The organism is Microbacterium sp. bgisy189, assembly GCF_965345345.1.
GTDB lineage: Bacteria > Actinomycetota > Actinomycetes > Actinomycetales > Microbacteriaceae > Microbacterium.
The window spans coordinates 83,638-109,474 of record NZ_CBDRMZ010000009.1; the positions used below are offsets into that span (position 1 = coordinate 83,638).

Sequence of the window (25,837 nt, forward strand, 5' to 3'; positions counted from 1 at the left end):
GGGGGATGCAGGAGGAGACGGTGGGTTCGTCGAGCGAGGGGGCAGTGCTCGCACGCATCCTGCGCAGCCTCGCTGGAACGAGCACCGCGGAGGTCGGTCCCGGCGACGACGCCGCCGTGATCGCCGCACCCGACGGGCGCATCGTCGCGACCACCGACACGCTCGTGCACGGACCGGACTTCCGTCTCGCCTGGTCATCCGGCTACGACCTCGGGTTCAAGGCGGCCGCCGTCAACCTCGCCGACGTCGCCGCCATGGGGGCGAGGCCGACGGCGCTGCTGGTCGCGCTCGCGATGCCCGATTCGACCCCGATCGCATTCGTCGAGGCGATCGCTTCGGGTCTGCGCACCGCGTGCGAGAGGCTCGCCCCGGACTGTGCGGTCGAAGGCGGCGACCTCACCGCGTCAGACACACTCACGATCGCCGTGACCGCGCTCGGGAGTCTCGACGGGCGCGATCCCGTGCTGCGCAGCGGCGCACGGGTCGGCGATGTCGTCTGCGTGTGCGGTGAGCTCGGCGCCGCGGGGCGGGGTCTGGCGCTGTTGTTCGACCGGTTCCGTGACGTGGACGGCGCACCGGTGCCGGTCGACGCGGCTGACTTGTCGGATGCCGAGCAGCATGACCTCGCTGCGCAACTGCGTCCCTCGCCGCCCGTACGCACAGGGGGAGAAGCCGCGTCGGCCGGTGCGACCGCAATGATGGACGTCTCCGACGGGCTGGTGCTCGATGCGACGCGCATGGCCCTGGCATCCGGCGTGACGCTCGCGCTGGACCCGCTCGATGCCGATGCCCTCACCGGCGGCGAAGACCATGCGCTGCTGGCGACCTTCCCGCCTGATCTCCGACCTCTGCCGGAGGGGTTCCGCCGGATCGGACTCGTCATCGAACGCGGCGAGCACCCGGTCCTCGTCGGTGGGCGCGCGCACGACGGTCGCGGCGGCTGGGATCCGTATCAGGACTGGGACGCCGGTCGCGGCTGATCCGCGCGGGTCAATCCGCTGCGAGCCACCACACCGTGGTGTCGCCGTAGCGGCGATCGCGTTCCGGCTGCCAGCCGTCCGGCAGCGTCGGTCTGCCCGACCTGGTCGCCCGTTCGACCAGTGCCAGCCCGTCGGTCGACATGCGCGGGCGCAGCAACTCGAGTGCGCCGCGCAGTGCGGTGTCGTCGAGGTCGTACGGGGGATCGAGGAAGGCGAGGTCCCAGGTCGCTGAGCTGGCGCGCAGGAAGGAATCGACAGCGCTCTTGTGCACGCGGATGACAGCGCCGTCCACCGCCTTCGCGACGATCCGTGCGTTCGCGGATGTCACTGCCGCCGCCCGTGGCGACTTCTCGACGAGGTCCGCCGAGGCCGCGCCACGTGAGACGCTCTCCAGTCCGAGCGCGCCCGAGCCGGCGTAGAGGTCCACGACTGCGGCGCCGTTGAGGATGCCCGCTGATTCGAGGGCGCCGAAGACCGACTCCCGCACCCGGTCGCTCGTGGGCCGGGTGCCGGCGTCGGGCACCGCGAGGGTGAGTGAACCGGCACGGCCGGCGATGATCCGCGTCACAGGCTCACGATACGTTGTCGTCGGAACCGCCGTGCGCGCCGGTCGACTCGTCGCGCAGGCGGGGCTCGGTGCGCAGATCCGGCCGAACGCCGGCTTTGTCCGCGTAGAACGCGCGGATGCGGTCCATGTCGGCGCCGACATCGCCGGTGAGGCCGATGGTGGGGCCGAGTCCCGTCGTCATCGTCGTGCGGTCGACGTATCCGAGGGTCACATCGAGGCCGGCTTGGCGGGCGATGCGGTAGAAGCCGCTCTTCCAGTAGCTGCTGCGGCGCGTCCCGTCGGGTGTGACCACGAGGGAGAACACCTCGCCGGCGGCGATGCGGGCGACCACGTCCTCGACGACCCGTGACGCGTCATCGCGATCGACCGGAATGCCACCCCACGCGCGCATGATCGGACCGCGCCAGCCGCGGAACAGCGAAGACTTGCCGAGCCAGCGCACGTGGATGCCGAGCCGCCACGCGATCGCCAGCATCAGGACGAAGTCCCAGTTCGAGGTGTGCGGCGCACCGATGAGCAGGGTCGGTCGGTGCGGAGCCGGCTGCGTGACCAGACGCCAACGGCTGACTGCCCAGTACGCCCGGGCGATGAGGGATCGGAGCACGATCCAACGGTAGTGCCGTCGGCTGTGGATGCCGGCCACCGTCGTGTCCGCAGCCGACCCTAGACTCGTTGCATGCCGACGGTGAGCCTCGAGTCCCGCATCGACGGGATCGTCGGGGGCAAGACCGCGTCCGCGCTGTCGCGCGCGTTCGGCATGTCGACGGTAGGCGATGTGCTCGCTCACTATCCGCGCCGGTATGCGCGTCGGGGAGAGCTGACGCCGATCGCGTCGCTCCCGGTCGGTGAGCAGGTCACGATCGTCGCCGAGGTGCGCTCCGTGTCGGTGCGGCCGATGCGTCAGAAGCGCGGCTCGCTCCTCGAGGTGGTGATCAGCGACGGTGAGGGCACCGTCAGCCTCACCTTCTTCAACCAGGCCTGGCGCCAGAACGAATTGCAGGTGGGTCGGCAGGGCATCTTCTCGGGCAAGGTCGGCGAGTTCAAGCACGTGAAGCAGTTCGCCCATCCGGCCTACGAGATGTTCGACGACGTCGACGAGGCGCGAGCGAGCGCCGAGGCACAGCAGCACCTGCCGATCCCCATCTACCCGGCCACCTCCACGGTGCCGAGCTGGCAGTTCCAAAAGGTCGTTGCGCTCGTCCTCGCCTCCCTCGGCGAGGTGACGGACCCGCTCCCAGATGACCTGCGCGCGGCGCACGGCCTGGTCGACGCGCGCACGGCGATCGTCGGCATCCACACGCCGGCCTCGCTCGACGAGATCGAGATCGCGCGGCATACCCTCCGCATGCACGAGGCGTTCGTGCTGCAGGCGGCCCTCCTGCAGCAGCGCCAGCGGGTGCGGGCCCTGTCGGCCGTACGTCGCGCTCCGGGAGGACTCCTGCGCGATTTCGATGCGACCTTGCCGTTCGAACGCACCCCGGATCAGATCGCCGTCGGCGACCAGATCGCAGACGACATGCAGGGCGACTGGCCGATGAACCGACTCGTGCAAGGCGAGGTCGGCTCAGGTAAGACGCTCGTGGCGTTGCGGGCGATGCTGCAGGTCGCCGAGTCGGGTGGGCAATCGGCGCTGATCGCACCCACCGAAGTGCTCGCCGCCCAACACGTGCGATCGATCGCCCGGATGCTGGGCCCGAAGCTCGCGCCCGAGCTGATGCCGACGCTGCTGACGGGGCAACTGCCCGCGGCGGAACGTCGAAAGGCGGCCCTGCGGGTGGCGTCGGGGCAGGCGCGCATCGTCGTCGGCACACACGCGTTGCTGAGCGAGTCGACGACGTTCGCGGACCTCGGACTGGTCGTCGTCGATGAGCAGCACCGTTTCGGCGTCGAGCAACGCGAGACGCTGCGCGCGAAGGGCACCGCGCCGCATGTGCTCGTGCTCACGGCGACACCGATTCCGCGCACGGTGGCCATGACCGTCTTCGGCGACCTCGACGTGTCGACGATCCGAACGTTGCCCGTCGGGCGCGCAGGGATCACCTCGCACGTGGCGCCACTGGCGGAGAAGCCCGGGTGGTTCGCTCGCGTGTGGGAGCGGATCGCCGAAGAGGTCGCGGCCGGGCATCAGGCGTTCGTCGTGTGCGCCGCGATCGATGCCGAAGCGGCGGAGCAGTCCGAAGCGCCGGCGGCTCCCGAAATGCCGGGGGAGCAACCGCGAACCCGATGGGGCGTCGTGCAGGTCGGTGAGCTGTTGGCACGGCATCCGTCGTTCGCGTCGGTGCGCGTGGAGATCTTGCACGGCAAGATGCCCTCCGAGCAGAAGGATGCCGTCATGCAGGCGTTCGCCCGCGGGGAGGTCGACGTGCTCGTGGCGACGACGGTCGTCGAGGTCGGTGTCGATGTCGCGAACGCCTCGACGATGGTCATCCTCGAGGCCGACAGATTCGGCGTGTCGCAGTTGCACCAGTTGCGCGGTCGGGTCGGTCGAGGTGAGTTGCCAGGCCTGTGCCTGCTCGTGACGGAGGCTCCTGCGGGGTCGCCCGCACGATCACGCGTCGAGGCGGTCGCCGGGACGACCGATGGGTTCGCCCTCGCCGAAGTCGACCTCGAACTGCGCGGCGAAGGCGACGTGCTGGGCGACGCGCAGTCGGGTGCCCGCTCATCGCTGCGACTGTTGCGTGTGGTGGCCGACGCCGACTTGATCGCCGAAGCCCGTGCCGCCGCAGAGCGGGTCATCGACGCCGACCCCGACCTGGACCGGCACCCCGGTCTCGCCTCGGCCATCGAACGGCGCGTCGGGCTCGAGGAACGCGCAGCACTCGCGAAGAACTGAGCGGCACACCGCGACACGCGTGTCTGGTGCGCGCCCCTAAGCTGGGTTCCATGAACAACCGGATCGCCGTCGTCCCCGGCTCGTTCGACCCGCCCACCCTCGGCCATCTCGATGTGATCCGTCGCGCCGCAGGCCTGTATGACCAGCTGCACGTGCTCGTCGTCCACAACCCGGGCAAAGAGGCGATGCTGCCGATCGCGCAGCGCCTGACGCTGCTCGAGCAGTCGATCGAAGAGCAGCAGATCGCAGGCGACGTGGTCGTCGCATCGTGGAGCATGGGGCTGCTCGTAGACTATGCGAGCGATGTCGGTGCCGGGGTGCTCGTGAAGGGGATCCGCTCCCAGGTCGACGTCGCCTACGAGACGCCCATGGCGATCGTCAACCGCGATCTCGCCGAGATCGAGACGGTGTTCCTGCTGCCCGACCCGTCGCACGCGATGGTGTCGAGCTCACTGGTGCGTCAGGTCGCCGCGCTCGGCGGCGACGTCTCACCGTACGTGCCTGGACCGGTGGCGCGCTTCCTCGACACGGGCGCCCGCGACATCTGATCGCGACCCGCACCCGGTGCGCGGCGACTAACATGTCGGAGTGGTCAGAAAGCATGTGAGCGGTCCGTTCGTGTTCCCCGCGCACGACATCGTGCGGCGCCCCGGCGAGATGCGGGAGTTCGAGGTCTCGGTCCCCGCGCCGGCCAAATGGGGCGAAGGACTCGTGGCGGTCGCGGCCGGCGAGCCGATCGAACTCGACGTCCGTCTGGAGTCCGTGCACGAGGGAATCCTGGTCACCGCAGATATTCGGACGCGGTATGCCGGGGTATGCGGTCGATGCCTCACCGACATCGCCGCGCCTGTCGAAGTCGAGTTTCAAGAGCTCTTCGGGTATCCTGGGCAGGAAGCGAACGACTTCGAGCTTCAAGACGACCACGTGGATCTTGAAACTCCGGTCAGGGATTCGATCGTCCTCTCGCTTCCGTTCCAGCCGGTGTGTCAGCCGGATTGCCCCGGGCTCGACCCGACGACGGGCGAGAAGCTGACCGCAGGTGCCGAGCCGGAAACCCCGATCGATCCGCGCTGGGCCGCGCTGCAGGCCTACACCACAGACCACGATGACGAGGCGCAGAGCCACGTCGTCGACAACACAGAGAAGAGCTAGCCATGGCAGGTAACCCCCCGAAGCGCAAGGTCTCCCGCTCCAACACCCGCTCGCGCCGCGCGCAGTGGAAGGCTGAGGCGCCCGCGCTGGTCAAGACCGTCGAGAACGGCAAGGTCGTCTACAGCCGCCCGCACCAGGCCAAGGTCGTCACCGACTCGCAGGGCACCGAGCTGTTCCTCGAGTACAAGGGTCGCAAGGTCGCTGACGTCTGATCCGACGGCGTTCGCCGTGGATGACGCGTTTCAGCCGAACGGGCTCACCGACAAGCTCGGGGTCGAGATCGACCCCGAGCTTCTGTCGCTTGCCCTCACACATCGCTCGTACGCGTACGAGAACGGCGGCATCGCGCACAACGAGCGTCTCGAGTTCCTCGGCGACTCGATCCTCGGGCAGGCCGTGACGGTGCATCTGTTCACCCGGCATCCCGATCTCGACGAGGGTGCGCTGGCCAAGCGGCGCGCGTCGGTCGTCTCGACCGTCGCCCTGGCCGAGGTGGCACGTGCCATCGGACTCGGCTCGCACCTCCTGCTCGGACGCGGCGAGGACCAGACCGGCGGCCGCGACAAGGATTCGATCCTCGCCGACACGATGGAAGCCGTGCTCGGTGCCGCGTTCCTGTCCGCCGGGGCCGATGCGGCGACGGCGCTCGTCCTGCGCCTGGTCGAGCCGCTCATGGCCGACCCCGAGCGCTACGGCGCCGCGATGGACCCCAAGACCAGTCTGCAAGAGCTCGCTGCCCGTCTCGGGCTCACCCCTCCCGCATATGCGGTTTCAGCGACCGGCCCTGACCACCACCGCGTCTTCAGCGCGACGGTGACCGTCGGCGAGGTGAGCCGCACGGGGCAGGGGTCCAGCAAGAAGCAGGCCGAGATGGCAGGCGCCCTCGCGGTGTGGCGCGACCTGTCGGCCCGCGACTGACCCCGTGCCCGAGCTTCCAGAGGTCGAAGTCGTTCGCGCGGGCCTCGCGCCGGCGGTCACCACGGCCACGATCACCGGGGTGAGTGTGTTCGACGAACGCGCGCTTACTCGGCATACGGGTTCTGGCGATGACTTCGAGCGCACCCTCACCGGTCGGACAGTGCTCGCGGCGGCCAGACGCGGCAAGTTCCTCTGGCTGCCCCTGGACGGCGGCGCCGAGGCCATCGTGGGTCATCTCGGGATGAGTGGACAGCTGTTGCTTCGCGCGCCCGGCTCACCGCCCGAACGTCACGAACGTGTGCGGCTCGACGTCGCCCACCCCGTGCACGGCGATCTCGCGATCGCGTTCGCGGACCAACGCACATTCGGCTCCCTCGCCGTCGACGCGCTCCAGCCGACACCGGATGGCGCGCCCGGCGGGTTCGGTGACGCCGCGGCGACGGTGCCGACGCAGGTGGCGCACATCGCCCGCGACGCCCTGGACCCTGCGCTGGACGAGAAGGCTGTCCGCGCACGGTTCTCGCGATCGGCCTCCGGCATCAAGCGGGTGCTGCTGGATCAGACGGTCATCAGCGGCATCGGCAACATCTACGCCGACGAGGCGCTGTGGGCTGCCCGCATCCACCCCGAGCAGCCCGCGCGCGAGCTGTCTTCGCGGGCGGTGGGGTCGCTGTTGGCGGCGGTGCGTGCCGTGCTCGAGAAAGCATTGGCAGAGGGCGGAACGAGCTTCGACGCGCAGTACGTCAACGTGAACGGTCAGGCGGGCTACTTCGCGCATTCTCTCAACGCGTACGGCCGCACGGGGGACCCGTGCCCGAGGTGCGGGAGATCCATCGTGCGGGTGGCCTTCACGAACCGGTCGTCGCATTTCTGCGCGTCGTGCCAGCGACGTCGGCGCGCCGAGTAGCCTCGTGGCGTGGACGCAACCTACGAACGACTCGAGGCTGCTATCGCCGGCGCCACCGGATGCAAGGACGGCACCCAAGAGGAACTCAGGGAGGCGCTGCGGCATCTCTCCGAGGCCGACCGTGCGGCGCTCGTGCCGCGCATCGCCAAACTGCTGACGCGCGCGGGTTCGGCTGAGTGTCGAACCAGTACTGGACGAAGTCGACAGCGGTCGAGGACGGCTGGCCCCCAGGGCTCGCCTGTCACAATCGTGGCTGCGCGGGCACCTTTCGTGACAGGCGAGCGCGTGGCGTGAGTCGGTGGGACGCTCGCCTGTCACGATCGCGGCTGCTCGAGCACGTTTCCTGACGGGGGAGCGGCGCGCTCACGCCAGCACCTTCTTCCAGGCGCCGTTGTAGGCGGCCGGAGCGAAGCCGATCGCCTCGTTGATGTCGAGCATCGGTCGGTTCTCTTCGGCGTTCCAGGTGATCACCCGCGGCGACGCCGGCGCCACCTCCCGCCATGCGACGAGCCCGGCGCACTTGACGAGCAGGCCCAGCTTGTGGCCGCGGTGCTCCTTGAGGACGAGGGTGTCCTCTTGGTGCGTCACGGCGGCGTGGTCCTCGCCGATCACGAGTTCGTTGAACGCGACGACGTCGCCCGACGCCTCATGCACAGCTGCCGTCACCAGGACGGTGCGCCCCGATTCCAGGTACCGGGCATCGTGCCGCGCGATGCGTTCGGCATCCCACGTCTCCTCATCGAACTCCATGGCTGCCGACGGTGCGTCGGTCGACATGCGCGACTTCGCCCAGGCGTAGCCGGCGACGTGCTCAGGCGGCGTCGGGGCCGTCCACTGCACGACGCGATATCCCGTGGATGCGGCGCGCGCGACATCCAGCAGACGATCGATCTCGGCGCGGCTCTCGGCGAGGTCGAGGAGACTCTTGCGCTCGACCTGCTCCAGCACGTAACCCAGCCGGCGATAGAACCGTGCCGGCCGATCGATCGGGATCGACCCGAACCCGGTGGGGGAGTCGAGTCGCTCGCCCGGGGCGTCGGGGTGTTCTGCCCACGACTGCAGCACGGTGCGGCCGAACTCGCGGGCCGTCTGCTCCACGAGCTCGTATGCGCGCGTGCCGATGCCACGCCCCTGTGCGGATTCGAGCAGCTCGATCAACCAGAAGGCGACCCGTGAGCCGGCCTCATGCGGGATGTCGACGCCGACGCGGCCGACGATTCGCCCGCCCTCGACGACGACCCACATGCGGCGCGTCTCATCGGGGTCGGGCGCGAAGTACGGCAGCAGTTCTTCGGGGCTCATCGCCTCGTCGTCGCTGCCGCTGATCTCGCGGTAGACGGTGTTGCGGACGGCCACCATCTCGATGAAGTCGGCGGCGTCGGCGGCATCGATGGATGCCGGCACGGTGAGAGGTCGGAACTCGACCTCGGGTGAAGCGTTCATGTGTGTTCCGTTCGTTTGGTGGGGCCCCGTCGAGGGACCCCACCCGGTCAGAGGAGGGGAAGGGTGCGGTGATCGCGCAGCCAGGCGTGCTCGCGCGTCGACTGGGCGACCACCGCAGCGCGTCGCCGCGCGACGGTGGTGTGGTCGGGCTGTGGGCGTGTGCTCCACAGCACGAGCGCGAGCGCGATGCGCATCGCGATGCGGTCGGGCAGGCTCGTGCGCGCGGGGCGCTCGAGCACGATGGGATGTCGCAGCGTGTGGTCGAGCCGGTGCTGCGACGTGGACACGGTGTTCACGATGGTCCTCTTCTCGAGAGGAAGTGCAGATGTGCCGCGGGAGCAGGCTCCTGACGGCGGGGTCGTGCGGCAGCACGGGATCGGCGGGTATCGAGGTGATACCGGGCGATGCGGCGGGACAGATGGGCCGACGCGCCAGATGGACGCAGTCGTACCCGTGAGAACCGGCGGGACGGCGGCTCGGTGCTGCGGAGTCTGTCAGCAGGCCGAGGGGTATGCGCGAAGCGCGGCGCCGAAGGAGACGGTCCCGGACGTGCGGAACGCGTTGCCTGTGCCGGTTGCGGTCAGGCGGGTGGCGTGCATTGAAATCATCTCGGGACCTCCTTTCTCGACTTCTGATGCGAGCAGTGACACTAGCGCGCGTCGAGGCGTCCCGTCAAGACACCGTCCGATAGCGTGTACACGACACCGAGCCGGAGGCACCCCGAATGCACTTGAAGAGCGTCACGCTCAAGGGCTTCAAGTCGTTCGCGCAGCCGACGACGTTCCAGCTCGAACCGGGCGTCACCTGCATCGTCGGACCCAACGGATCCGGCAAGTCGAATGTCGTCGATGCGCTTGCGTGGGTCATGGGTGAGCAGGGGGCCAAGACGCTTCGCGGCGGCAAGATGGAAGACGTCATCTTCGCCGGCACGTCGACGCGCGGCCCGCTCGGGCGCGCTGAGGTGCAGCTCACGATCGACAACAGCGATGGGGCGCTGCCGATCGAGTACAGCGAGGTGACGATCAGTCGCACGCTGTTCCGCAACGGCGCCAGCGAGTACGCGATCAACGGCGAGGGATGCCGTCTGCTCGACGTGCAAGAACTCCTGAGCGACTCGGGGCTCGGGCGCGAGATGCATGTGATCGTGGGGCAGGGCCGCCTCGACGGCGTGCTGCAGGCGAGCCCGGAGGACCGGCGCGGGTTCATCGAGGAGGCGGCCGGCATCCTCAAGCATCGCCGTCGCAAGGAGAAGACCCTCCGCAAGCTCGAGGCGATGGAAGCGAACCTCACCCGGTTGAGCGACCTCGCCGGCGAGCTCCGGCGCCAACTCAAACCGCTCGGCAAGCAGGCCGAGATCGCGCGCGAGGCGGCGACGATCGCAGCGGTGGTCCGTGACGCGAAAGCGCGCCTGTACGCGGCTGAGCTGGTCTCGTTGCGCACGCAACTCGCCGACCACGCGCGCAACGAGCAGGAACGCCACACCGAACGCCTCGTGCTGCAGGACCAGGCCGACCAGCTGAAGACCCGAATCGACGAGCTCGAGAACTCGCAGCGTTCCGAAGCGGTCGATCGCGCCAGAGCGGTCGCATTCTCGCTCGAACAGGTGCAGGAGCGGCTTCGCGGACTGTATTCGCTCGCCGGGCAGCGACTCGCACTGCTCGAGGACGACGGCCAGCTCGCGATCGAAGTCGCGACAGTCAGCCAGGCGTCGATCGACGAGGCACGCAACGAGATCGACGAGATCTCGAGCGGCCTCGGCGATGCGCAGGATGCCGCGGCCTCAGCGGCGCGCGACGTCATCCGTGCGCGCGCCGAACTCGATGCGCTCGATGTCGACATCGCCGCCCAGAGCGCGCTCGTCTCCGAGCACGACATGCGACTCGCGTCGTTGCGGGGCCGGGCCGAGGCGGCCGCTTCAAAGCTCGACGCGGTTCGCGCGGCCGTCGAGCGGCAGCAGCGCGCGCTCGACGCGGCCCAGCAGCGCCGCGCGGAGGCCGAGGAGGTGCTCGCCGGCATCGATCCCGACCTCGTCCCTGAGCAGTCCGCAGCCGAGCATTCGTCGGCCTACGAGCGCGCCCAGCGCGACGCCGCCGACGCGGAGGCGAAGGTCGGCGAGCTGCGCGAACGGCTCCATGCGACCGAGCGCGAAGTGGAATCGCTCACCGCGCAGACTGCCGCGCTCTCGCGAGCCCTGGATGTGCGCAATGCCGCGGCTGCGCTCGTGCAGCGAGGCGGCCCCGGCGTCCGCGGCCTTGTCGGCGATGCGATCAAGGTCAAGCCCGGGTATGAGGCGGCGATCGCGGCTGCGCTCGGATCACTCGCGGAGGGTGTGCTCGTCGACGACGTGGATGCCGCGCTGCGACTGGTCGACACGGTACGCGACGAAGATCTCGGCACGGTCGACATCGCGATCGCGGGCGCCGGTGCCATGACCCCACCGCTCGGCGGAATCGACGGTGTCGTCGCCGCACGTGACGTGGTCACGGGGCCCGAAGGTGTGCTCGGGGTGCTGTCGTTCGTCGCTGTCGTCGACGACCTCAAGGCTGCGCACACCGTCGGTGCCGCGCTTGCCGCGCGGGAGGTCGGCGGGCCGGTCACGATCGTGACCCGCACCGGAGAGATCGTCACCGAGTACACGGTGCGCGCCGGCTCAGGCGTGGGGCGATCGAGGCTCGAACTGAGTGCCGAACGCGACGCCGCGGCCGACCGCCTCGGTGAGATCACCATCGTGGCCGACTCGCTGCGGGAGGCGCTCGCGGACGCGCAACAAGCGTGGGACCACGCGCGTCGTCGCACGAGGGAAACGCTCCAGACCCTGCGCGAGCACGATGCCGCGCTGGCCGCCCACACCGAACAGGTCAACCGCGCGACCGTCCGGCACGAGGCGGCATCCGCCGAGTGCGAGCGGCTCGAAGCCGGTGTCCGACAGGCATCCGCTGCCGTCGCCGACGCCGAATCCGGCGCCCGGACGGCGAACGATGCCCTCGCCGCTGCTCAGGAGGCTCCGCGCCCGATCCTGGACGCCTCGGCTCGCGACGGGCTGCTGGACGCGCTCGAAGCGGCGCGCGAAGGCGAAATGCGTTCGCGGTTGGATGTCGAGACGCTTCGAGAACGGGTGCGGGCGGGTGAGGCTCGCGTCGCTCAGCTGGAACGTCAGCGCGAGCGAGAGCGGGCCGCTGCCGAAGAGGCCGCCCGCCGTGCCGTCATCCGTCGGCAGCAGCGCGAGCTCGCAGCCGAGGTGCACGGACAGTTGCCGCCGCTGCTGGATTCGGTCGACCGTTCGGTCAGCCAGGCCCGCGTCGAGCTGGCCGCTGCCGAGCAGGAGCGAACGGCCTTGACGGAGGAGCTGTCGCAGCTGCGCACGCAGGATGCCGGTGTCCGTGAGCGTCTCGCACGCTTGACCGAGAGTGTTCACGGCATCGAGCTGCAGATGCACGAGCAGCGTCTGCACGTGACGAGCCTGCTCGAGCGGGTCGGATCCGAGTTGAGCCTCAGCGAAGACATTCTGATTCGGGAATATGGCCCGGATCAGGAGATTCCATCCACGGAAGAAGGCGGAGAGTCGACGGCGTTCGACCGGGCGACGCAGAAGCGACGCCTGCAGGATGCCGAGCGCAAGCTCGCGCAACTCGGCCGCGTCAATCCGCTCGCGCTCGAGGAGTTCGCCGCGCTCGAGCAGCGCCACACATTCCTGACCGAGCAGCTCAGCGATCTGCAGCAGACCCGCAGCGACCTGCTCACGATCATCGAGGAGCTCGATGAGCGCATGCAGACGATCTTCCTGGCCGCATTCGAAGACACGAAGGTGGCCTTCGGAGAGGTGTTCCCGGTCCTCTTTCCAGGCGGCACCGGTTCGATCGCGCTCACCGACCCCGACAGTCCGCTCACGACCGGTATCGAGGTCATGGTGCGCCCCGTCGGGAAGAAGATCGAGCGCCTCTCACTGCTTTCGGGTGGCGAGCGTTCCCTCGCTGCGGTGGCGTTGCTGACGGCCATTTTCAAGGCACGCCCGAGCCCGTTCTACATCCTCGACGAGGTGGAAGCGGCGCTGGACGATGCGAACCTCGGCCGGCTGCTCGGCGTGTTCGAACAGCTCCGGGAGTCGAGCCAGCTCATCGTCATCACCCACCAGAAGCGCACGATGGAGATCGCCGACGCGCTCTACGGTGTGTCGATGCGCCAGGACGGCGTCTCCGCAGTTGTGGGCCAGCGTGTCCGCGAGAAGGCGACTGCCTGAGGCGGGGCGCCTAGGCTGTACACATGGCTGAGAATCGATGGTCGCTCGGGCGCGCCCTGCGCGGCATGTTCACGGCGCCCGCGATCGACGAGAACACGTGGGACGACCTTGAGACCGCGCTGCTGACCGCTGATTTCGGCCCCGACATCACCGAACGGCTCGTCGACGAGCTGCGGGAGAAGGTCGATCGATACCGGACAACCGATCCGCGCGACCTGCAGCGGATGCTGAAGGAGTCGCTCGAAGAGCACTTCGCGCGCTTCGACACGACACTCAAACTCACCGAACGCCCGGCTGTCGTGCTGGTGGTCGGTGTCAACGGTGTGGGCAAGACCACGACGATCGGCAAGTTCGCGAACTATCTCAAGCGGTTCGGTCGGTCTGTCGTCGTCGGGGCAGCCGACACGTTCCGCGCCGCCGCCGTCGACCAGCTCGCCACGTGGGCAGAGCGTGGGGGAGCAACGATCGTCCGGCCACAGCAAGAAGGCCAGGATCCGGCATCCGTCGCCTTCCAGACGATCGACCACGCCAAGCGCACCGGCACCGAGATCGTCCTCGTCGACACAGCCGGACGACTGCACACCAAGGGTGGGCTCATGGACGAGCTCACCAAGATCCGACGCGTCATCGAGAAGCAGGCGCCCATCAGTGAGGTACTCCTCGTCCTCGACGCCACAACCGGCCAGAACGGGGTCATGCAGGCGCAGGCGTTCCTCGAGCACGCCGGTGTGACCGGACTGGTCATCACCAAGCTCGACGGCTCCGCCAAGGGCGGCTTTGTGCTGGCGGTGCAAGAGCGCACCGGTATCCCGGTCAAGCTCTTGGGGCAAGGCGAGGGGATCGGCGATCTGACCGGCTTCACACCGCACGTCTTCGCGTCGCAACTCGTCGACTGACCCGACACGCCCATCCAGGGTCGCGCGCGGCCCGCGGTTGCGGTTTCATGGGCGTATGGCGATCGAGCACGACTACTTCGGCTTGCTGGAGTCCGGCCCGGACGGCTCGATCTTCTGGTCCGAGGTGGTCGACTTCGGCGACCAGAGGGTCACCGTCGATCTCACCGCGCCCGATCAAGACGACGTCTCAGCCGACGCGCTCGACGTGGCAGCCGGCATGATCTCGTCGCTCGAGGCGATCGACCTGAGCGCACGGAACGCGATGATCTCCGAACTCGACGACCGCACCAGCGAGGTGACCGAGTACATCCTGCAGCAGCAGGAAGAACTCGGTGAAGAGCTGGAGACCCTGCTCGTGGACATCTCGGGAGATGTCCACGTCGACGTCATCCGCTCGCTGCAGCTGGTCAGCATGACGATCCTCGCCGACGAGCACGGCGGCGGCGACCCGTTCGCGGTGCTCGAGTACGCCCTCGACCCCGACGCGACCGAAGAGGTGCTGCTGGTGAACCTGACCTCAGACGGAAGCGTCCAGTCGGTCACCAGCGCCGAGTAGCACCGGCCTGCTCAGACCGCCTGTGCGAACGCCCCGTCGGTGAGGTGCGACAGGTGCGTCGGGATCTCGCGGCCCTTCGAGACCATCGACTGTGCCCAGAGGCGCCCCGCGCGATACGACGAGCGCACGAGCGGGCCGGCGAGAACACCGAGGAACCCGATCCGCTCGGCTTCCTCCTTGAACCCCACGAACTCGTCGGGCTTCACCCAGCGATCCACGGGCAGATGCCGCGGCGACGGCCGGAGGTACTGCGTGATCGTGATGATGTCGGTCCCGGCATCGTGCAGATCCTGGAGCGCCTGCACGACTTCTTCGGGTGTCTCGCCCATACCGAGGATCAGGTTCGACTTCGTGATGAGCCCTGCGTCGCGCGCCTGTGTCAGCACGTCGAGTGAGCGCTCGTAGCGGAATGCAGGGCGGATGCGCTTGAAGATGCGCGGCACGGTCTCGACATTGTGCGCGAAGACCTCGGGGCGGCTGTCGAAGACCTCGCCGAGCAGCTTCGGGTCGCCGTTGAAGTCGGTGGCCAAGATTTCGACGCCGGTCCCCGGATTGTCGGCGTGGATGCGGCGCACCGTCTCCGCGTGCAGCCACGCGCCCCCGTCGGGCAGATCGTCGCGGGCGACGCCGGTGACGGTCGCGTAGCGCAGCTGCATGCGTTGCACGCTCTCCGCGACACGGCGGGGCTCGTCGGTGTCGTAGTCCGCGGGCTTGCCGGTGTCGATCTGACAGAAGTCGCACCGCCGCGTGCACTGCGAACCGCCGATGAGGAACGTGGCTTCACGGTCCTCCCAGCATTCGTAGATGTTGGGGCAGCCGGCCTCCTGGCACACCGTGTGCAGGTCCTCGCTCTTCACGAGCTTCTGCAGTGACTGGTACTCGGGCCCCATCTTCGCGCGGGTCTTGATCCACTCGGGCTTGCGCTCGATGGGCGTCTCGGCGTTGCGCACCTCCAGGCGCAGCAGCTTCCGGCCAGCGGGCGCGGTCGTCGTGCCGGACGCGGGTCCGGTTCCGCAGGCGCTCACGCGGCGACCTCCTCGGGATACGCGGTCTGGAAGGCCGATGCCACTCGCTGGACGACATCGGCCGGTGAGACGTCGCGGCCCAGCACCTCGCTCAGCGTTGTGACACCGGCATCCGAGATGCCGCAGGGCACGATCTGTGAGAACGGGGCGAGCGAGTTGTCGCAGTTCAGCGCGAACCCGTGCATCGTGACGCCGCGCTGCACACGGACGCCGATCGCGGCGATCTTGTCCTCCGACAGCGGGCGGCGCACCCACACGCCGCTGCGTCCGTCGACGCGGTAGCCGTCGATGTCGTAGGTCGCCAGCACGTCGATGAGAATCTGCTCGAGTCGCCGCACGTGCGCGACGACGTCGACCGGCTCGGGAAGCCGCACGATCGGATAGCCCACGAGCTGACCGGGGCCGTGCCACGTGATCTTGCCGCCGCGGTCGACATCGACCACTGGCGTTCCATCGGTCGGACGTTCGTGCCGAGCCGTGCGCGCCCCGGCCGTGAAGACCGGCTCGTGCTCGACGAGCAGCAGCGTGTCGCGGCGATCTCCCGCGACCACCTCGGCGTGGATGCTGCGCTGCAGCGCCCAGCCCTCCTGGTAGGGGACGAACGCGGGGGCAAGGCCCACCGTCTGGATGTCGAGCATCGCGCTCCTTCGCTTGTGGCGAGTTTGTGGATTGCGTCCAACAATACGCCCGTCGGAACCGTCACGGCGCGCCATAGGCTGTCGACATGTCCTCTGGAATCGGCAGACCCCGCGCATCGTCGCGCGAGACCCTCGCCGAAGCCGCGTGCGAGCTGTTCCTCGAACGCGGTTTCGCTGCGACGTCGATCACCGACATCGCCTCGCGCGCCGGCGTGAGTCGGTCGAGCTTCTTCAACTACTTCGCCGCGAAAGCCGACGTCCTGTGGGATGCACTCGACGACCGCATCGACACGTTCGAACGCGCCGTCGCGGCGGGGCCGCCGACCGCTGCCGCCCTGCGCTCCGCGCTCGACGAACTCGGCGAGGGGCTCGAACCCGACGCACTCGCACTGGCGATCGCGAACGCAGAGCAGATGGCGATCGGCGACGAACTGGTGCGGGATGCCGCACTGCGTCGAGCGCGGATCGCAACCGCCATCAGCGAACGACTCCGAGCCGGTGGGTGCAGCGCCCTGCAAGCCGATGTCGCCGGAGCCGCCCATGCCGGTGCCGTGCTCGCCGCGATCGAGGCGTGGGCGCACGCCGGCGCAGGCTCGTCGTCGTTGCGCGCGCTGTACCGCGAGGCGCTCGACGCTGCACTGTCGACGATGCCCGGCCCGGTCCGCCAGCTGCGCGTCGTCGCGAGAGCGGATGCGTTCGAACACGCGCTGCACTTCTATCGCGATGTCGTCGGGATGCCGGAGCAGGAGTCCTACGAAGGCGACGGCGGCGCCCGCGTCGCGATCCTCGGCGCGGGGCGCGCCACGCTGGAGCTGTCCAACGCCGCACAGATCGACCTGATCGACCGCGTCGAAACCGACGGCGACGCGCCGAGTGACGACATCCGTCTCGCGTTCGAGGTCGATGACACCGCCGCCATGACCGCGACGCTCACCGAGGCCGGTGCCGAGCTGCAGGCGACGCCCCGCGTCACGCCGTGGCGCTCGAGCAACGCGCGCCTGCGCGCCCCGGCATCCCTGCAGGTGACCCTCTTCCAGGAACTCGGCGACGCCTGACACGTGCGCGAGACTTCACGAATGTCACGAATCTCGCGCGATGTCGTGACATTCGTGGAGTTTCGCGAGTCACTGCGGACGAATCTCGAGGTGCCCGACAGGGAGAGGGTGAGGCGAAGTTTCGACGAAGGAGGGCGTCTCGGTGTGACGAACTGAGTGACAAGATCCGTCGCGCACCCCGACTCGGCGACGCTGCCCCTCGGGTCGATCCGAAGGGGCTCTTGCGATGGCGCCGGAAGAGGCGTATGCCTGACACTGTCACCGATGGGGTGGTGACGTGGGGAGGGTTGTGCCGTGGGGCGCACCGCACCTCGGGCGCGGCCGTGGCGCTCGAACACATCGACTCGTATCGCGATCACGGTGTTGAGCGCACTGTCGCTGATCGCTGCAGGGCTCACGGTGGGAGCGGCCCCTGCGAGCGCGGTCGCCACGAACACCGTGGCGTTCTACAGCATGGATGAGCCGGCCGGGGCGACGACCTTGGTGGACTCCAGTGGCAATGGCCGCGACGGAACGATCGGCTCCGACGTCACGACCGGTCAGGCCTTTCAAGGGGCGAGCATGCACCGTTTCGCCACTGTCCTGCCGGGGGAGATGGCGTATCGCCCGGGCCATGTGAACCGCGTTCCGCATCACAGCTCCCTGAACCCGGATGCGGGCGACTTCTCGATCACGCTCCGGTTTCGCACGGACTATCCGTTCGGGAACATCGCGCAGAAGGGCCAGGGGACGCAACAGGGCGGGTACTGGAAGGTCGAGAATCCGGCGGGCAAACCCCGCTGCCTGTTTCGGGGAGGCAATGGCGCATCTCGCACGGGATACTCCCAAGTCGAAGTCGACGACGGCCAGTGGCATGTTCTGCGCTGCGTCCGCACGTCGGCCTACGTCGAGATGTACATCGACGGCGTTCGTCAGAGCCGACTGACCGGTTCGACAGGCTCGATCTCCAACACCGCGCTCATGTCGATCGGCGGCAAGAGTTCCTGCAACGGAACCAGTACGACCTGCGACTACTTCGTCGGTGACATCGACTATCTCCGCATCGAGAAAGGGGCGTCCACCTCACCGAACCAGACTCCATCGGCGGATGTCGACGTCGATTGCGCGGGTCTGATGTGCGCCTTGTCGGGTGCGGCGTCGAGTGACCCTGACGGCGCGATACAGCGCTACCAGTGGGACTTCGGGGACGGCACCACGCACGATGGAGCAGCGATCCCGTCCACGAATCACCTGTACATGCATGCAGGGACGTACACGATTCGGTTGACGGTCACCGACGACAGGGGTGCCACTGACCAGCACGCGATGGCCGTGACTGTCACACCCGCGGCCGAGACGATCTCGTACGTGGGCCAGGCGACGAGGAATGCGAATGCGAGTAGCCACGCGCTCACCATCCCGACGAATGTGCGAACGGGGGACACGATGCTGCTGTTCCTCAGCCAGAACACGTCGGCCTCGCGCTCGACGCCCGCAGGATGGACCCAGATCGACTCGATCGCCGGCGGGTATGCCCGCACGACAGTGTGGCGGCGCGTGGCGAGCGCAACCGATGCCGGGTCCACGGTGAGTGTGACCCTCTCTTCGGCATCCAAGGTCAATATGGTGCTCGCCGCCTATCGAGGAGTGTCCGCTAGCGACCCGATCGCGGGCTACGCCGCGAGGACCGAATCGGCAAGTACGAACTCACGCCTCACCCCGACCGTCAATATCGAGGGCAACGCCAGCTGGGCCGTTTCGTACTGGATGCACGGCGACGCGGCCAGCTCCTCGCTGGTCGCCCCCGGCGGCGTGGCGGTGCGCAGTAACGGCTCGCAGACCGGAGGCGGCCGCGTGACAGGACTCCTCGCAGACTCCGCGATGTCAGTCCCGAGAGGTCAGTACGGTGGGCTCGTCGCAACCGCGACGGCGGCGAGCACGACCACGACATCGTGGACGGTCGTTCTCGCACCTCAGGACGGATCGCCGCCCGCCAATCAGCAGCCTGTATCGGCCTTTGTCGTGGATTGCTCCGGCCTCAGCTGCGCCGTCGACGGACGTGATTCGTCGGATGCCGAGGGAGGTCTCGACTTCAGTTGGGACTGGGGCGATGGGTCGCAATCGGGTGCGGGAGCGCCTCCGCAGATGGCCCACACCTACAACACTGCAGGGACGTACACAGTGAGACTGACCGTCACGGACGAGGACGGGGCGACGGCCACAACGACGCGGACCGCGAATGCTTCCACGCCGCAGGACGAGTCGATCGAGTACGTCGCCGCAGCATCGAGCGACCGCACGTCGGCGACACACTCGCTCACGGTGCCGGCTGCGGTGGCGGCGGGCGACACCCTTCTGCTGTTCCTCGCTGTCAGCGGAACGCCGACTGTGGGTGCCGTGAGCGGCGGCGGCACGTGGGAAGTCCTGGGTATGCGCGATGACGGAAACCTGCGCACGTCCGTATGGCGACGGACCGCCGGACCAGATGATGCCGGGTCGACGGTGGCGGTTGCGCTCGGAGCTTCCGCGAAGGGGAATCTCTCCCTTGTCGTCTACCGCGGTGCAGGGGAGGTCGCCGCGCTCGCGTCTGCCGCGGCCGATGGTGACAGCGCCCAGCGAGCGACGCCATCGGTTGCGGTGTCGGCCACGAACACCTGGGGTGTGTCGTACTGGGCGCATCGCGACAGCGCCTCAGCCGCCCTCGATCCGCCGCCTACGGTCGCCTCCCGCGCAACGGGGACGCAATCCGGGGGAGGCCGCGTGACCATTCTCGTCGCCGACAGTGCTGCCTCGGTGCCACCGGGCTCGTACGGGGGCCTCGCGGCAACAGCAGATGCGGCGAGTTCGTATGGCGTCACCTGGACGATCATCCTGGCACCCCCGCCCTGATTCCATCGACCGAGCCGCTCCCGCGCAGACGGATAGAATCGGGGGATCATGGCGACATTCGGCACTCTCTCCGACCGGCTCACCGAGACCTTCCGCAACCTCCGCACCAAGGGCAAGCTCACGCCTGCCGACGTCGACGGGACGGTGCGCGAGATCCGTCGCGCCCTCCTCGACGCAGACGTCGCACTGGTCGTGGTCAAGGAGTTCACCTCGAAGGTGCGCGAGCGCGCCCTCGGCGACGAGGTCAACCGCGCGCTGAACCCGGCGCAGCAGGTCGTGCAGATCGTCAATGAAGAGCTCGTCGCGATCCTCGGCGGGCAGCAGCGCCGGCTGCAGTTCGCGAAGAATCCGCCGACCGTCATCATGCTCGCGGGGCTCCAGGGATCGGGCAAGACGACCTTCGCCGGCAAGCTCGCCAAGCAGCTCGAGAAGGACGGCCACACGCCGCTCCTCGTCGCCTGTGACCTCCAGCGCCCCAACGCCGTGAACCAGCTGCAGGTCGTCGCGCAGCAAGCCGGTGCTGCGATCTATGCACCGCAGCCGGGCAACGGGGTCGGCAACCCGGTGCAGGTCGCACGCGAGGGCGTCGAAGTCGCCCGCCGCCAGCAGCACGACGTCGTCATCATCGACACCGCGGGGCGTCTCGGTGTGGATGCCGAACTCATGAAGCAGGCCGCCGACATCCGCAAGGCCACAGACCCCGATGAGGTGCTGTTCGTCATCGACTCGATGATCGGTCAGGACGCCGTCAACACGGCGAAGGCCTTCCAGGACGGAGTCGACTTCACCGGCGTCGTCCTGTCCAAGCTCGACGGCGACGCCCGAGGTGGCGCCGCACTGTCGGTCGCCTCCGTCACGGGCCGCCCGATCATCTACGCCTCCACGGGCGAGGGGCTCGACGACCTCGAGGCGTTCCACCCCGACCGCATGGCGAGCCGCATCCTCGACCTCGGCGACATCCTCACCCTCATCGAACAGGCCCAGCAGGCCTTCGACGAGGAAGAGGCGATGAAGGTCGCCGAAAAGCTCGCCAAGGAGCAGTTCACGCTCGAGGACTTCCTCGAACAGCTGCAGCAGATGCGCAAGATGGGCTCGATGAAGAAGATGCTCGGCATGCTGCCGGGCATGGGTCAGATGAAGCAGCAACTCGACAACTTCGACGAGCGCGAGATCGACCGCACCGAAGCCATCATCCGCTCGATGACACCGGCCGAGCGCACGAACACCAAGCTGCTCAACGGTTCGCGGCGCCTGCGTATCGCGCGCGGCTCCGGCATGACGGTCACCGATGTGAACCAGCTCGTGCAGCGCTTCGAGCAGGCCGCGAAGATGATGAAGACCGTGGCCCGCGGCGGCGTCCCGTCGATGCCCGGCATGGGGCCGATGGGCGGTAAACCCGGAGCGTCGGCCAAACGCGGCAACAAGCAGAAGAAGTCGGGTGGTTCACGTTCGGGCAACCCCGCCAAGCGGGCCGCCGAGAACGCCGGGATCGCGTCGCAGGGACCCGCCACCGGGTCGGGATTCGGGCTCGGAGGTCAGCAGCAGCCGACAGCCGAAGACCTCGCCGAGATCCAGAAGCTCTTCGGCAAGGGCTGAGCAGTCACCTCGTGAGCGCGGCGAGATGATCGCGTAGCGTGGGGCCGGCGCGGAACTCGCGGATGAGGTGGCGCACGACCTCTGAGAGGTCGCCGCTGGCAGCGTCGGCGACGAGCAGTTGGCGCGCGTAGCTGGCGCCCTGCGAGAGGATGCGCTCGAGGCCGCCGAACTCGCGTTCGCAGTGCAGCTCGACCGCGATCGGACGCAGCAGCTCGATGGTTTCGCGCAGATGCTCGGCGACCGGCCGTTGTGTGCCGTCGCGGTCGACGATGACTCGCGCGTCGAGCCCGTACCGTGCCGCGCGCCACTTGTTCTCGCGCACGAACCACGGCTGGATCGTCGGCAGCGTCCTTCCCTCGTCGAGCTCGCGCGAGAAGTGCTCGACGAGCACCTGCAAGAGCGAGGCCACCGCGGCGAGCTCGGGAAGGGTGGACATCCCGTCGCAGGCGCGTACTTCGATCGTTCCCCAGCGCGGGGCGGGGCGGATGTCCCATCGCACTTCGGAGACGTCTTCCATGACGCCGGTGCGGACCATGTCTTCGAGGTACGACTCGAACTGCGGCCAGGTCTCGAGCGGCCAGGGGAGTCCCGCCGTCGGCAGCTGCTGGAAGACGAGCGCCCGGTTCGACGCGTAGCCGGTGCGTTCCCCGGCCCAGAAGGGGCTCGACGCAGACAGTGCCTGCAAGTGGGGCAGGTACACGCTGAGCGCATTGACGATCGGAAGGACCTTTGCGACGTCCTCGACGCCGACGTGGACGTGGATGCCCCAGATCATCATGTTGCGCCCCCACCACTGGGTGCGGTCGATGAGCTTGTTGTACCGCGTCTTGTCGGTGACGGACTGCTTGTACCACTGCGCGAACGGATGGCTCCCGGCGCACAGCAACTCGATCTCCCGGGGGTTGGTGACTTCTCGCACCTTGCCGATCGCGTCGGCGATGTCGTCGACGGCGGCGGCGACCGTGTCACCCACGCCGCTGGTGACCTCGATCGTGTTCGTGAGCAGCTCGCCGGTCACCGTGTAGCGTTCGAGGGCCGTGGCATCCTCGACGAGTTCGAGCACTTCGGGTGCGCGGGGGACGAGGTCGCCGGTCGTGCCGTCGGCGAGCATCAGCTCCCATTCCAGGCCCACCGATGAGCGGGCCGAAGGTGCGAACGTGACCGTCATGCGCACAGTCTGACACGCGGCCGCCCGCCGGTTCGCAGGCGACGTCACGATCTGGCAGAATAGACGGTTGGACCGCCCGCTCGACCCTCTATCCAGCGGCCGGCCCACCCGCAGAGCTTCCGCCGGGTGTGCACCCCACGCTCTTGGCGACGTTCAAACCTCACATCACACCATTCAGGAGAATTGTGGCTGTCAAGATTCGTCTCAAGCGCCTCGGAAAAATCCGCGCGCCGTACTACCGCATCGTCGTCGCCGACTCGCGCACCAAGCGCGACGGCCGCGTCATCGAGGAGATCGGCAAGTACCACCCGACTGAGGAGCCCTCGTTCATCGAGGTCGACTCGGAGCGCGCGCAGTACTGGCTGTCGGTCGGCGCGCAGCCCACCGAGCAGGTTGCCGCCATCCTCAAGCTCACCGGCGACTGGGGCAAGTTCAAGGGCGACAAGAACGCCGTCTCGACCGTGAAGACGGCCGAAAGCAAGGGCGAGTTCGTGGCCGACACCGCCAAGAAGTCGGTCATCAAGCCCAAGGCCGAGAAGAAGGCCGAAGAGCCCGTCGCCGACGAGGCTCCCGCCGCCGAGGCCGACGCGGCCGACGAGACCGCGGCAGAGTAATCCGGTGCTGGCCGCCGCGCTCGAACATGTCGTGAAGGGGATCGTCGATCACCCGGACGACGTCACCGTCCGTTCTTCCTCGTCGCCGCGCGGCGAGGTGCTCGAGGTGCGTGTGCACCCCGACGACCGCGGACGCGTGATCGGGCGCGGCGGACGCACCGCCAAGGCCCTGCGCACCGTCATCGGCGCACTTGCCGACGGTTCGCGGGTCCGCGTCGACGTCGCGGACGACTGATGGGTTCGGAAGGACCCGCCCGCACGCAGCTGCGTGTCGGACGCCTCGTCAAGGCGCACGGGCTCAAGGGCGCCCTCAAGCTCGAGTTGTACACCGACGACCCCGACGGGCGATTCACCCCCGGTGCGGTCTTCACCCTGCAGGTGCCGGTCTCTTCGCCGTGGCACGGCAAGACCGTCACCGTGCGAGAGTTCCGATGGATGAACTCGCACCCCGTCGTCTTCCTCGACGACATCGAGGACCGTGACGCGGCCGAGTCGATCGTTCGCGCCATCCTCTGGATCGACAACGACGCGGATTCGGCGCCCGTCGAAGAGGATGCGTGGTACGACCACCAGCTCGTCGGTCTGTCCGTCGTCCGCGACGGATCGGTCGTCGGCACCGTCGCGCGCGTCGATCACCTTCCGGCCCAGGACCTGCTCATCGTCCGGCCGACCGGGGAGGACCGTGAGGTGCTCGTCCCGTTCGTCAAGGCCATCGTCCCCGACGTCGACATGGCAGCAGGGCGCATCACCGTGACACCGCCTGCCGGCCTGTTCGAAGACCTGCCGGTCGACGAACCAGTCACGGCCGCCGACGCGGTCGACGAGGCACCCGCCGCCGACTGACACCTTCACCTCCGCGGATCCACACGGCATACTTGCGTCGACGGAGAAGGAGTCCCGCGTGCGCAGAGCGAAGATCGTCGCGACCCTCGGCCCGGCGACCGTGTCGTACAAGGTCATCGAGCAGCTTGTGACCGCGGGCGTCGATGTCGCGAGGCTCAACTGCAGCCACGGCGACCATGCCGACCACGAACGGGCCTACGCGAACGTCCGACGCGCGGCAGCGCAGTCGGGGCGTGCCGTCGGCGTCCTCGCAGACCTCCAGGGCCCGAAGATCAGACTCGGCAGATTCACCGATGGTCCACATGTGTGGTCGGTCGGCGACCGTGTCACGATCACGACCGAGGCCGTGGCCGGCACGGCCGACACCGTGTCGACGACGTACGCAGCGCTCGCTCGCGACGTCCAGGTCGGCGACCCGCTGCTGATCGACGACGGCAAGGTGCGGTTGCGGGTGCTTTCGAGCGACGGGGTACGCGTCGCGTGCGAGGTCGAGGTGGGCGGGACGGTCTCGGACAACAAGGGCATCAACCTGCCCGGTGTGGCTGTCAGTGCGCCCGCGCTCACCGACAAGGACGAGGCCGACCTGCGCTGGGCACTGCGGCTCGGCGTCGACCTCGTCGCCCTCTCGTTCGTCCGCTCGCCCGCCGATGCCCATCGGGCGCGCGTGATCATGGCGGAGGAGGACCGCAGGGTGCCGCTGATCGCGAAGATCGAGAAGCCCGAAGCGGTCGCGCACCTGCAGGAGATCATCGATGCCTTCGACGGGGTGATGGTCGCGCGCGGGGATCTCGGTGTCGAGTTGCCGCTCGAAGACATTCCGCTTGTCCAGAAGCAGGCGATCGATGCCGCGCGACGGTGGGCGAAGCCGGTCATCGTGGCGACGCAGATGCTCGAGTCGATGACGGTCAATCCGGTGCCGACCCGCGCCGAGACGAGCGATGTCGCCAATGCGGTGCTCGACGGCGCCGACGCGGTGATGCTCTCGGGTGAGACGAGCGTCGGCGCCTACCCGGTCGTCGCGGTCGAGACGATGGCCCGCATCGTGGCATCCACCGAGGAGCACGGCATCGATCGGATCCCGCCGCTCGGCACCACGCCGCACACGCAGGCCGGGGCACTCACGTTCGCCGCAGCCGCGATCGGCGAATTCGTGCAGGCGCGGTACGTCTGCGTGTTCAGCCAGTCGGGCGACTCTGCGCGGCGTATGGCGCGGCTGCGACTGCCGCTGCCGATTTTGGCGTTCACCGATTCGCCCGACACCCGTCAACGATCCGCCGTGTTCTGGGGGGTCGAGACCTTTCTCGTGCCCAGGGCCCGCAACACCGACGAGATCATGCGCATCATCGATGACGTGCTGCTGGCCGACGGGCGTGCTGCGAAGGGCGACAAGGTCGTCGTCACGGCAGGAGCGCCTCCCGGGATCGCCGGGTCGACCAACAACGTGCGGGTGCACACGGTCGGCGCCGACGACGGCTCGTAGCGGACTCACCAGCGCACGCTCGGTCGGGTGAGAACGGTGTGATCCCCGTGTAACACGGTG

24 protein-coding genes are annotated in these 25,837 nt (G+C 68.5%); 17 read left to right on the plus strand and 7 right to left on the minus strand.

Annotated elements, in window-relative coordinates; all coding sequences use genetic code 11:
* Nucleotides 1–5: 5 nt before the first annotated feature.
* Nucleotides 6–980 carry a thiamine-phosphate kinase gene (gene thiL, locus ACSF8R_RS11875; RefSeq protein ID WP_434812087.1) on the plus strand — a complete coding sequence of 325 codons (975 nt, stop codon included), beginning with the start codon at nt 6–8 and terminating at the stop codon, nt 978–980.
* Between the two features lie 10 nt (nt 981–990).
* Here thiL and ACSF8R_RS11880 read toward each other — a convergent pair whose 3' ends face one another.
* Complete coding sequence (locus ACSF8R_RS11880) at nt 991–1,548, minus strand: RsmD family RNA methyltransferase (protein WP_434812088.1); 558 nt, start codon at nt 1,546–1,548, stop codon at nt 991–993.
* Between the two features lie 4 nt (nt 1,549–1,552).
* Nucleotides 1,553–2,152: a 1-acyl-sn-glycerol-3-phosphate acyltransferase gene (locus tag ACSF8R_RS11885; RefSeq protein ID WP_434812089.1), complete on the minus strand. Its 600-nt coding sequence runs from the start codon at nt 2,150–2,152 to the stop codon at nt 1,553–1,555.
* A 72-nt stretch (nt 2,153–2,224) separates the two neighbouring features.
* Here ACSF8R_RS11885 and ACSF8R_RS11890 point away from each other — a divergent pair, with 72 nt between their 5' ends.
* Genes ACSF8R_RS11890 through mutM form a run of 6 tightly spaced genes read left to right on the plus strand, consistent with a single transcriptional unit; the run spans nt 2,225 to nt 7,358 of the window.
* The gene (locus ACSF8R_RS11890) at nt 2,225–4,381 is read left to right on the plus strand and encodes an ATP-dependent DNA helicase RecG (protein WP_434812090.1); all 2,157 of its coding nucleotides are present in this window, start codon (nt 2,225–2,227) and stop codon (nt 4,379–4,381) included.
* 50 nt (nt 4,382–4,431) lie between these two features.
* Nucleotides 4,432–4,929, plus strand: coding sequence for a pantetheine-phosphate adenylyltransferase (coaD, locus tag ACSF8R_RS11895; RefSeq protein ID WP_434812091.1), 498 nt, complete (start codon nt 4,432–4,434; stop codon nt 4,927–4,929).
* A 55-nt stretch (nt 4,930–4,984) separates the two neighbouring features.
* Entirely contained in the window at nt 4,985–5,533 is a 549-nt protein-coding gene (locus ACSF8R_RS11900; protein ID WP_434812131.1) for a YceD family protein, read from the plus strand.
* A gap of 2 nt (nt 5,534–5,535) precedes the next feature.
* Nucleotides 5,536–5,745, plus strand: coding sequence for a 50S ribosomal protein L32 (gene rpmF, locus ACSF8R_RS11905; RefSeq protein WP_050721097.1), 210 nt, complete (start codon nt 5,536–5,538; stop codon nt 5,743–5,745).
* 16 nt (nt 5,746–5,761) lie between these two features.
* Complete coding sequence (rnc, locus tag ACSF8R_RS11910) at nt 5,762–6,451, plus strand: ribonuclease III (RefSeq protein WP_434812092.1); 690 nt, start codon at nt 5,762–5,764, stop codon at nt 6,449–6,451.
* A 4-nt stretch (nt 6,452–6,455) separates the two neighbouring features.
* Complete coding sequence (mutM, locus tag ACSF8R_RS11915; RefSeq protein WP_434812093.1) at nt 6,456–7,358, plus strand: bifunctional DNA-formamidopyrimidine glycosylase/DNA-(apurinic or apyrimidinic site) lyase; 903 nt, start codon at nt 6,456–6,458, stop codon at nt 7,356–7,358.
* Between the two features lie 363 nt (nt 7,359–7,721).
* On the opposite strand, the gene ACSF8R_RS11920 is transcribed toward mutM, so the two are convergent.
* A complete protein-coding gene (locus ACSF8R_RS11920) occupies nt 7,722–8,801 on the minus strand; it encodes a GNAT family N-acetyltransferase (RefSeq protein ID WP_434812094.1) in 1,080 nt (359 codons plus the stop codon).
* A 47-nt stretch (nt 8,802–8,848) separates the two neighbouring features.
* Nucleotides 8,849–9,097, minus strand: coding sequence for a hypothetical protein (locus ACSF8R_RS11925; protein ID WP_434812095.1), 249 nt, complete (start codon nt 9,095–9,097; stop codon nt 8,849–8,851).
* A gap of 428 nt (nt 9,098–9,525) precedes the next feature.
* Here ACSF8R_RS11925 and smc point away from each other — a divergent pair, with 428 nt between their 5' ends.
* The 3 genes from smc to ACSF8R_RS11940 are packed head-to-tail and all read left to right on the plus strand — an operon-like array spanning nt 9,526 to nt 14,490.
* Entirely contained in the window at nt 9,526–13,038 is a 3,513-nt protein-coding gene (gene smc, locus ACSF8R_RS11930; RefSeq protein ID WP_434812097.1) for a chromosome segregation protein SMC, read from the plus strand.
* 23 nt (nt 13,039–13,061) lie between these two features.
* On the plus strand, nt 13,062–13,934 hold the full coding sequence (gene ftsY / locus ACSF8R_RS11935; RefSeq protein ID WP_434812098.1) for a signal recognition particle-docking protein FtsY: 873 nt from the start codon (nt 13,062–13,064) through the stop codon (nt 13,932–13,934).
* Nucleotides 13,935–13,989: 55 nt separating this feature from the next.
* The gene (locus ACSF8R_RS11940) at nt 13,990–14,490 is read left to right on the plus strand and encodes a DUF2004 domain-containing protein (protein ID WP_434812099.1); all 501 of its coding nucleotides are present in this window, start codon (nt 13,990–13,992) and stop codon (nt 14,488–14,490) included.
* A gap of 11 nt (nt 14,491–14,501) precedes the next feature.
* Here the strand turns inward: ACSF8R_RS11940 and lipA are convergent, their stop codons facing one another.
* Both lipA and lipB read right to left on the minus strand, forming a co-directional pair.
* Nucleotides 14,502–15,515 (minus strand): lipoyl synthase, encoded by a 1,014-nt coding sequence (gene lipA / locus ACSF8R_RS11945; protein ID WP_434812100.1) that lies wholly within the window; start codon nt 15,513–15,515, stop codon nt 14,502–14,504.
* Nucleotides 15,512–16,270, minus strand: coding sequence for a lipoyl(octanoyl) transferase LipB (gene lipB / locus ACSF8R_RS11950; RefSeq protein ID WP_434812101.1), 759 nt, complete (start codon nt 16,268–16,270; stop codon nt 15,512–15,514). The genes lipA and lipB overlap by 4 nt, the downstream gene beginning before the upstream one ends.
* Between lipB and ACSF8R_RS11955 the strand changes: the two genes are divergently transcribed.
* The 3 genes from ACSF8R_RS11955 (at nt 16,240) to ffh (ending at nt 21,672) form a co-directional block, all read left to right on the plus strand.
* Complete coding sequence (locus ACSF8R_RS11955) at nt 16,240–17,208, plus strand: TetR family transcriptional regulator (protein WP_434812102.1); 969 nt, start codon at nt 16,240–16,242, stop codon at nt 17,206–17,208. The genes lipB and ACSF8R_RS11955 overlap by 31 nt on opposite strands.
* 294 nt (nt 17,209–17,502) lie before the next feature.
* Entirely contained in the window at nt 17,503–20,076 is a 2,574-nt protein-coding gene (locus ACSF8R_RS11960; protein ID WP_434812103.1) for a PKD domain-containing protein, read from the plus strand.
* 48 nt (nt 20,077–20,124) lie between these two features.
* Nucleotides 20,125–21,672: a signal recognition particle protein gene (gene ffh, locus ACSF8R_RS11965; RefSeq protein ID WP_434812104.1), complete on the plus strand. Its 1,548-nt coding sequence runs from the start codon at nt 20,125–20,127 to the stop codon at nt 21,670–21,672.
* Between the two features lie 4 nt (nt 21,673–21,676).
* Here the strand turns inward: ffh and ACSF8R_RS11970 are convergent, their stop codons facing one another.
* A complete protein-coding gene (locus ACSF8R_RS11970) occupies nt 21,677–22,840 on the minus strand; it encodes a glutamate--cysteine ligase (RefSeq protein ID WP_434812105.1) in 1,164 nt (387 codons plus the stop codon).
* A 185-nt stretch (nt 22,841–23,025) separates the two neighbouring features.
* Between ACSF8R_RS11970 and rpsP the strand changes: the two genes are divergently transcribed.
* The 4 genes from rpsP to pyk are packed head-to-tail and all read left to right on the plus strand — an operon-like array spanning nt 23,026 to nt 25,777.
* Nucleotides 23,026–23,454 carry a 30S ribosomal protein S16 gene (gene rpsP, locus ACSF8R_RS11975; RefSeq protein ID WP_434812106.1) on the plus strand — a complete coding sequence of 143 codons (429 nt, stop codon included), beginning with the start codon at nt 23,026–23,028 and terminating at the stop codon, nt 23,452–23,454.
* Nucleotides 23,455–23,458: 4 nt separating this feature from the next.
* Complete coding sequence (locus ACSF8R_RS11980) at nt 23,459–23,689, plus strand: RNA-binding protein (RefSeq protein WP_434812107.1); 231 nt, start codon at nt 23,459–23,461, stop codon at nt 23,687–23,689.
* Complete coding sequence (gene rimM / locus ACSF8R_RS11985) at nt 23,689–24,297, plus strand: ribosome maturation factor RimM (protein ID WP_434812108.1); 609 nt, start codon at nt 23,689–23,691, stop codon at nt 24,295–24,297. The genes ACSF8R_RS11980 and rimM overlap by 1 nt, the downstream gene beginning before the upstream one ends.
* Nucleotides 24,298–24,355: 58 nt before the next feature.
* Complete coding sequence (pyk, locus tag ACSF8R_RS11990) at nt 24,356–25,777, plus strand: pyruvate kinase (RefSeq protein WP_434812110.1); 1,422 nt, start codon at nt 24,356–24,358, stop codon at nt 25,775–25,777.
* The last annotated feature ends 60 nt before the right edge of the window (nt 25,778–25,837 follow it).

Bases quoted from the DNA above. Each gene is read 5' to 3' on its own strand.
- ftsY (WP_434812098.1), top strand. From the start codon at position 13,062: ATGGCTGAGAATCGATGGTCGCTCGGGCGCGCCCTGCGCGGCATGTTC.
- thiL (WP_434812087.1), top strand. From the start codon at position 6: ATGCAGGAGGAGACGGTGGGTTCGTCGAGCGAGGGGGCAGTGCTCGCA.
- coaD (WP_434812091.1), top strand. From the start codon at position 4,432: ATGAACAACCGGATCGCCGTCGTCCCCGGCTCGTTCGACCCGCCCACC.
- ffh (WP_434812104.1), top strand. From the start codon at position 20,125: ATGGCGACATTCGGCACTCTCTCCGACCGGCTCACCGAGACCTTCCGC.
- ACSF8R_RS11920 (WP_434812094.1), bottom strand. From the start codon at position 8,801: ATGAACGCTTCACCCGAGGTCGAGTTCCGACCTCTCACCGTGCCGGCA.
- lipB (WP_434812101.1), bottom strand. From the start codon at position 16,270: ATGCGCGGGGTCTGCCGATTCCAGAGGACATGTCGACAGCCTATGGCG.
- smc (WP_434812097.1), top strand. From the start codon at position 9,526: ATGCACTTGAAGAGCGTCACGCTCAAGGGCTTCAAGTCGTTCGCGCAG.
- rimM (WP_434812108.1), top strand. From the start codon at position 23,689: ATGGGTTCGGAAGGACCCGCCCGCACGCAGCTGCGTGTCGGACGCCTC.
- ACSF8R_RS11970 (WP_434812105.1), bottom strand. From the start codon at position 22,840: ATGACGGTCACGTTCGCACCTTCGGCCCGCTCATCGGTGGGCCTGGAA.
- ACSF8R_RS11940 (WP_434812099.1), top strand. From the start codon at position 13,990: ATGGCGATCGAGCACGACTACTTCGGCTTGCTGGAGTCCGGCCCGGAC.
- rpmF (WP_050721097.1), top strand. From the start codon at position 5,536: ATGGCAGGTAACCCCCCGAAGCGCAAGGTCTCCCGCTCCAACACCCGC.
- ACSF8R_RS11955 (WP_434812102.1), top strand. From the start codon at position 16,240: ATGTCCTCTGGAATCGGCAGACCCCGCGCATCGTCGCGCGAGACCCTC.
- ACSF8R_RS11890 (WP_434812090.1), top strand. From the start codon at position 2,225: ATGCCGACGGTGAGCCTCGAGTCCCGCATCGACGGGATCGTCGGGGGC.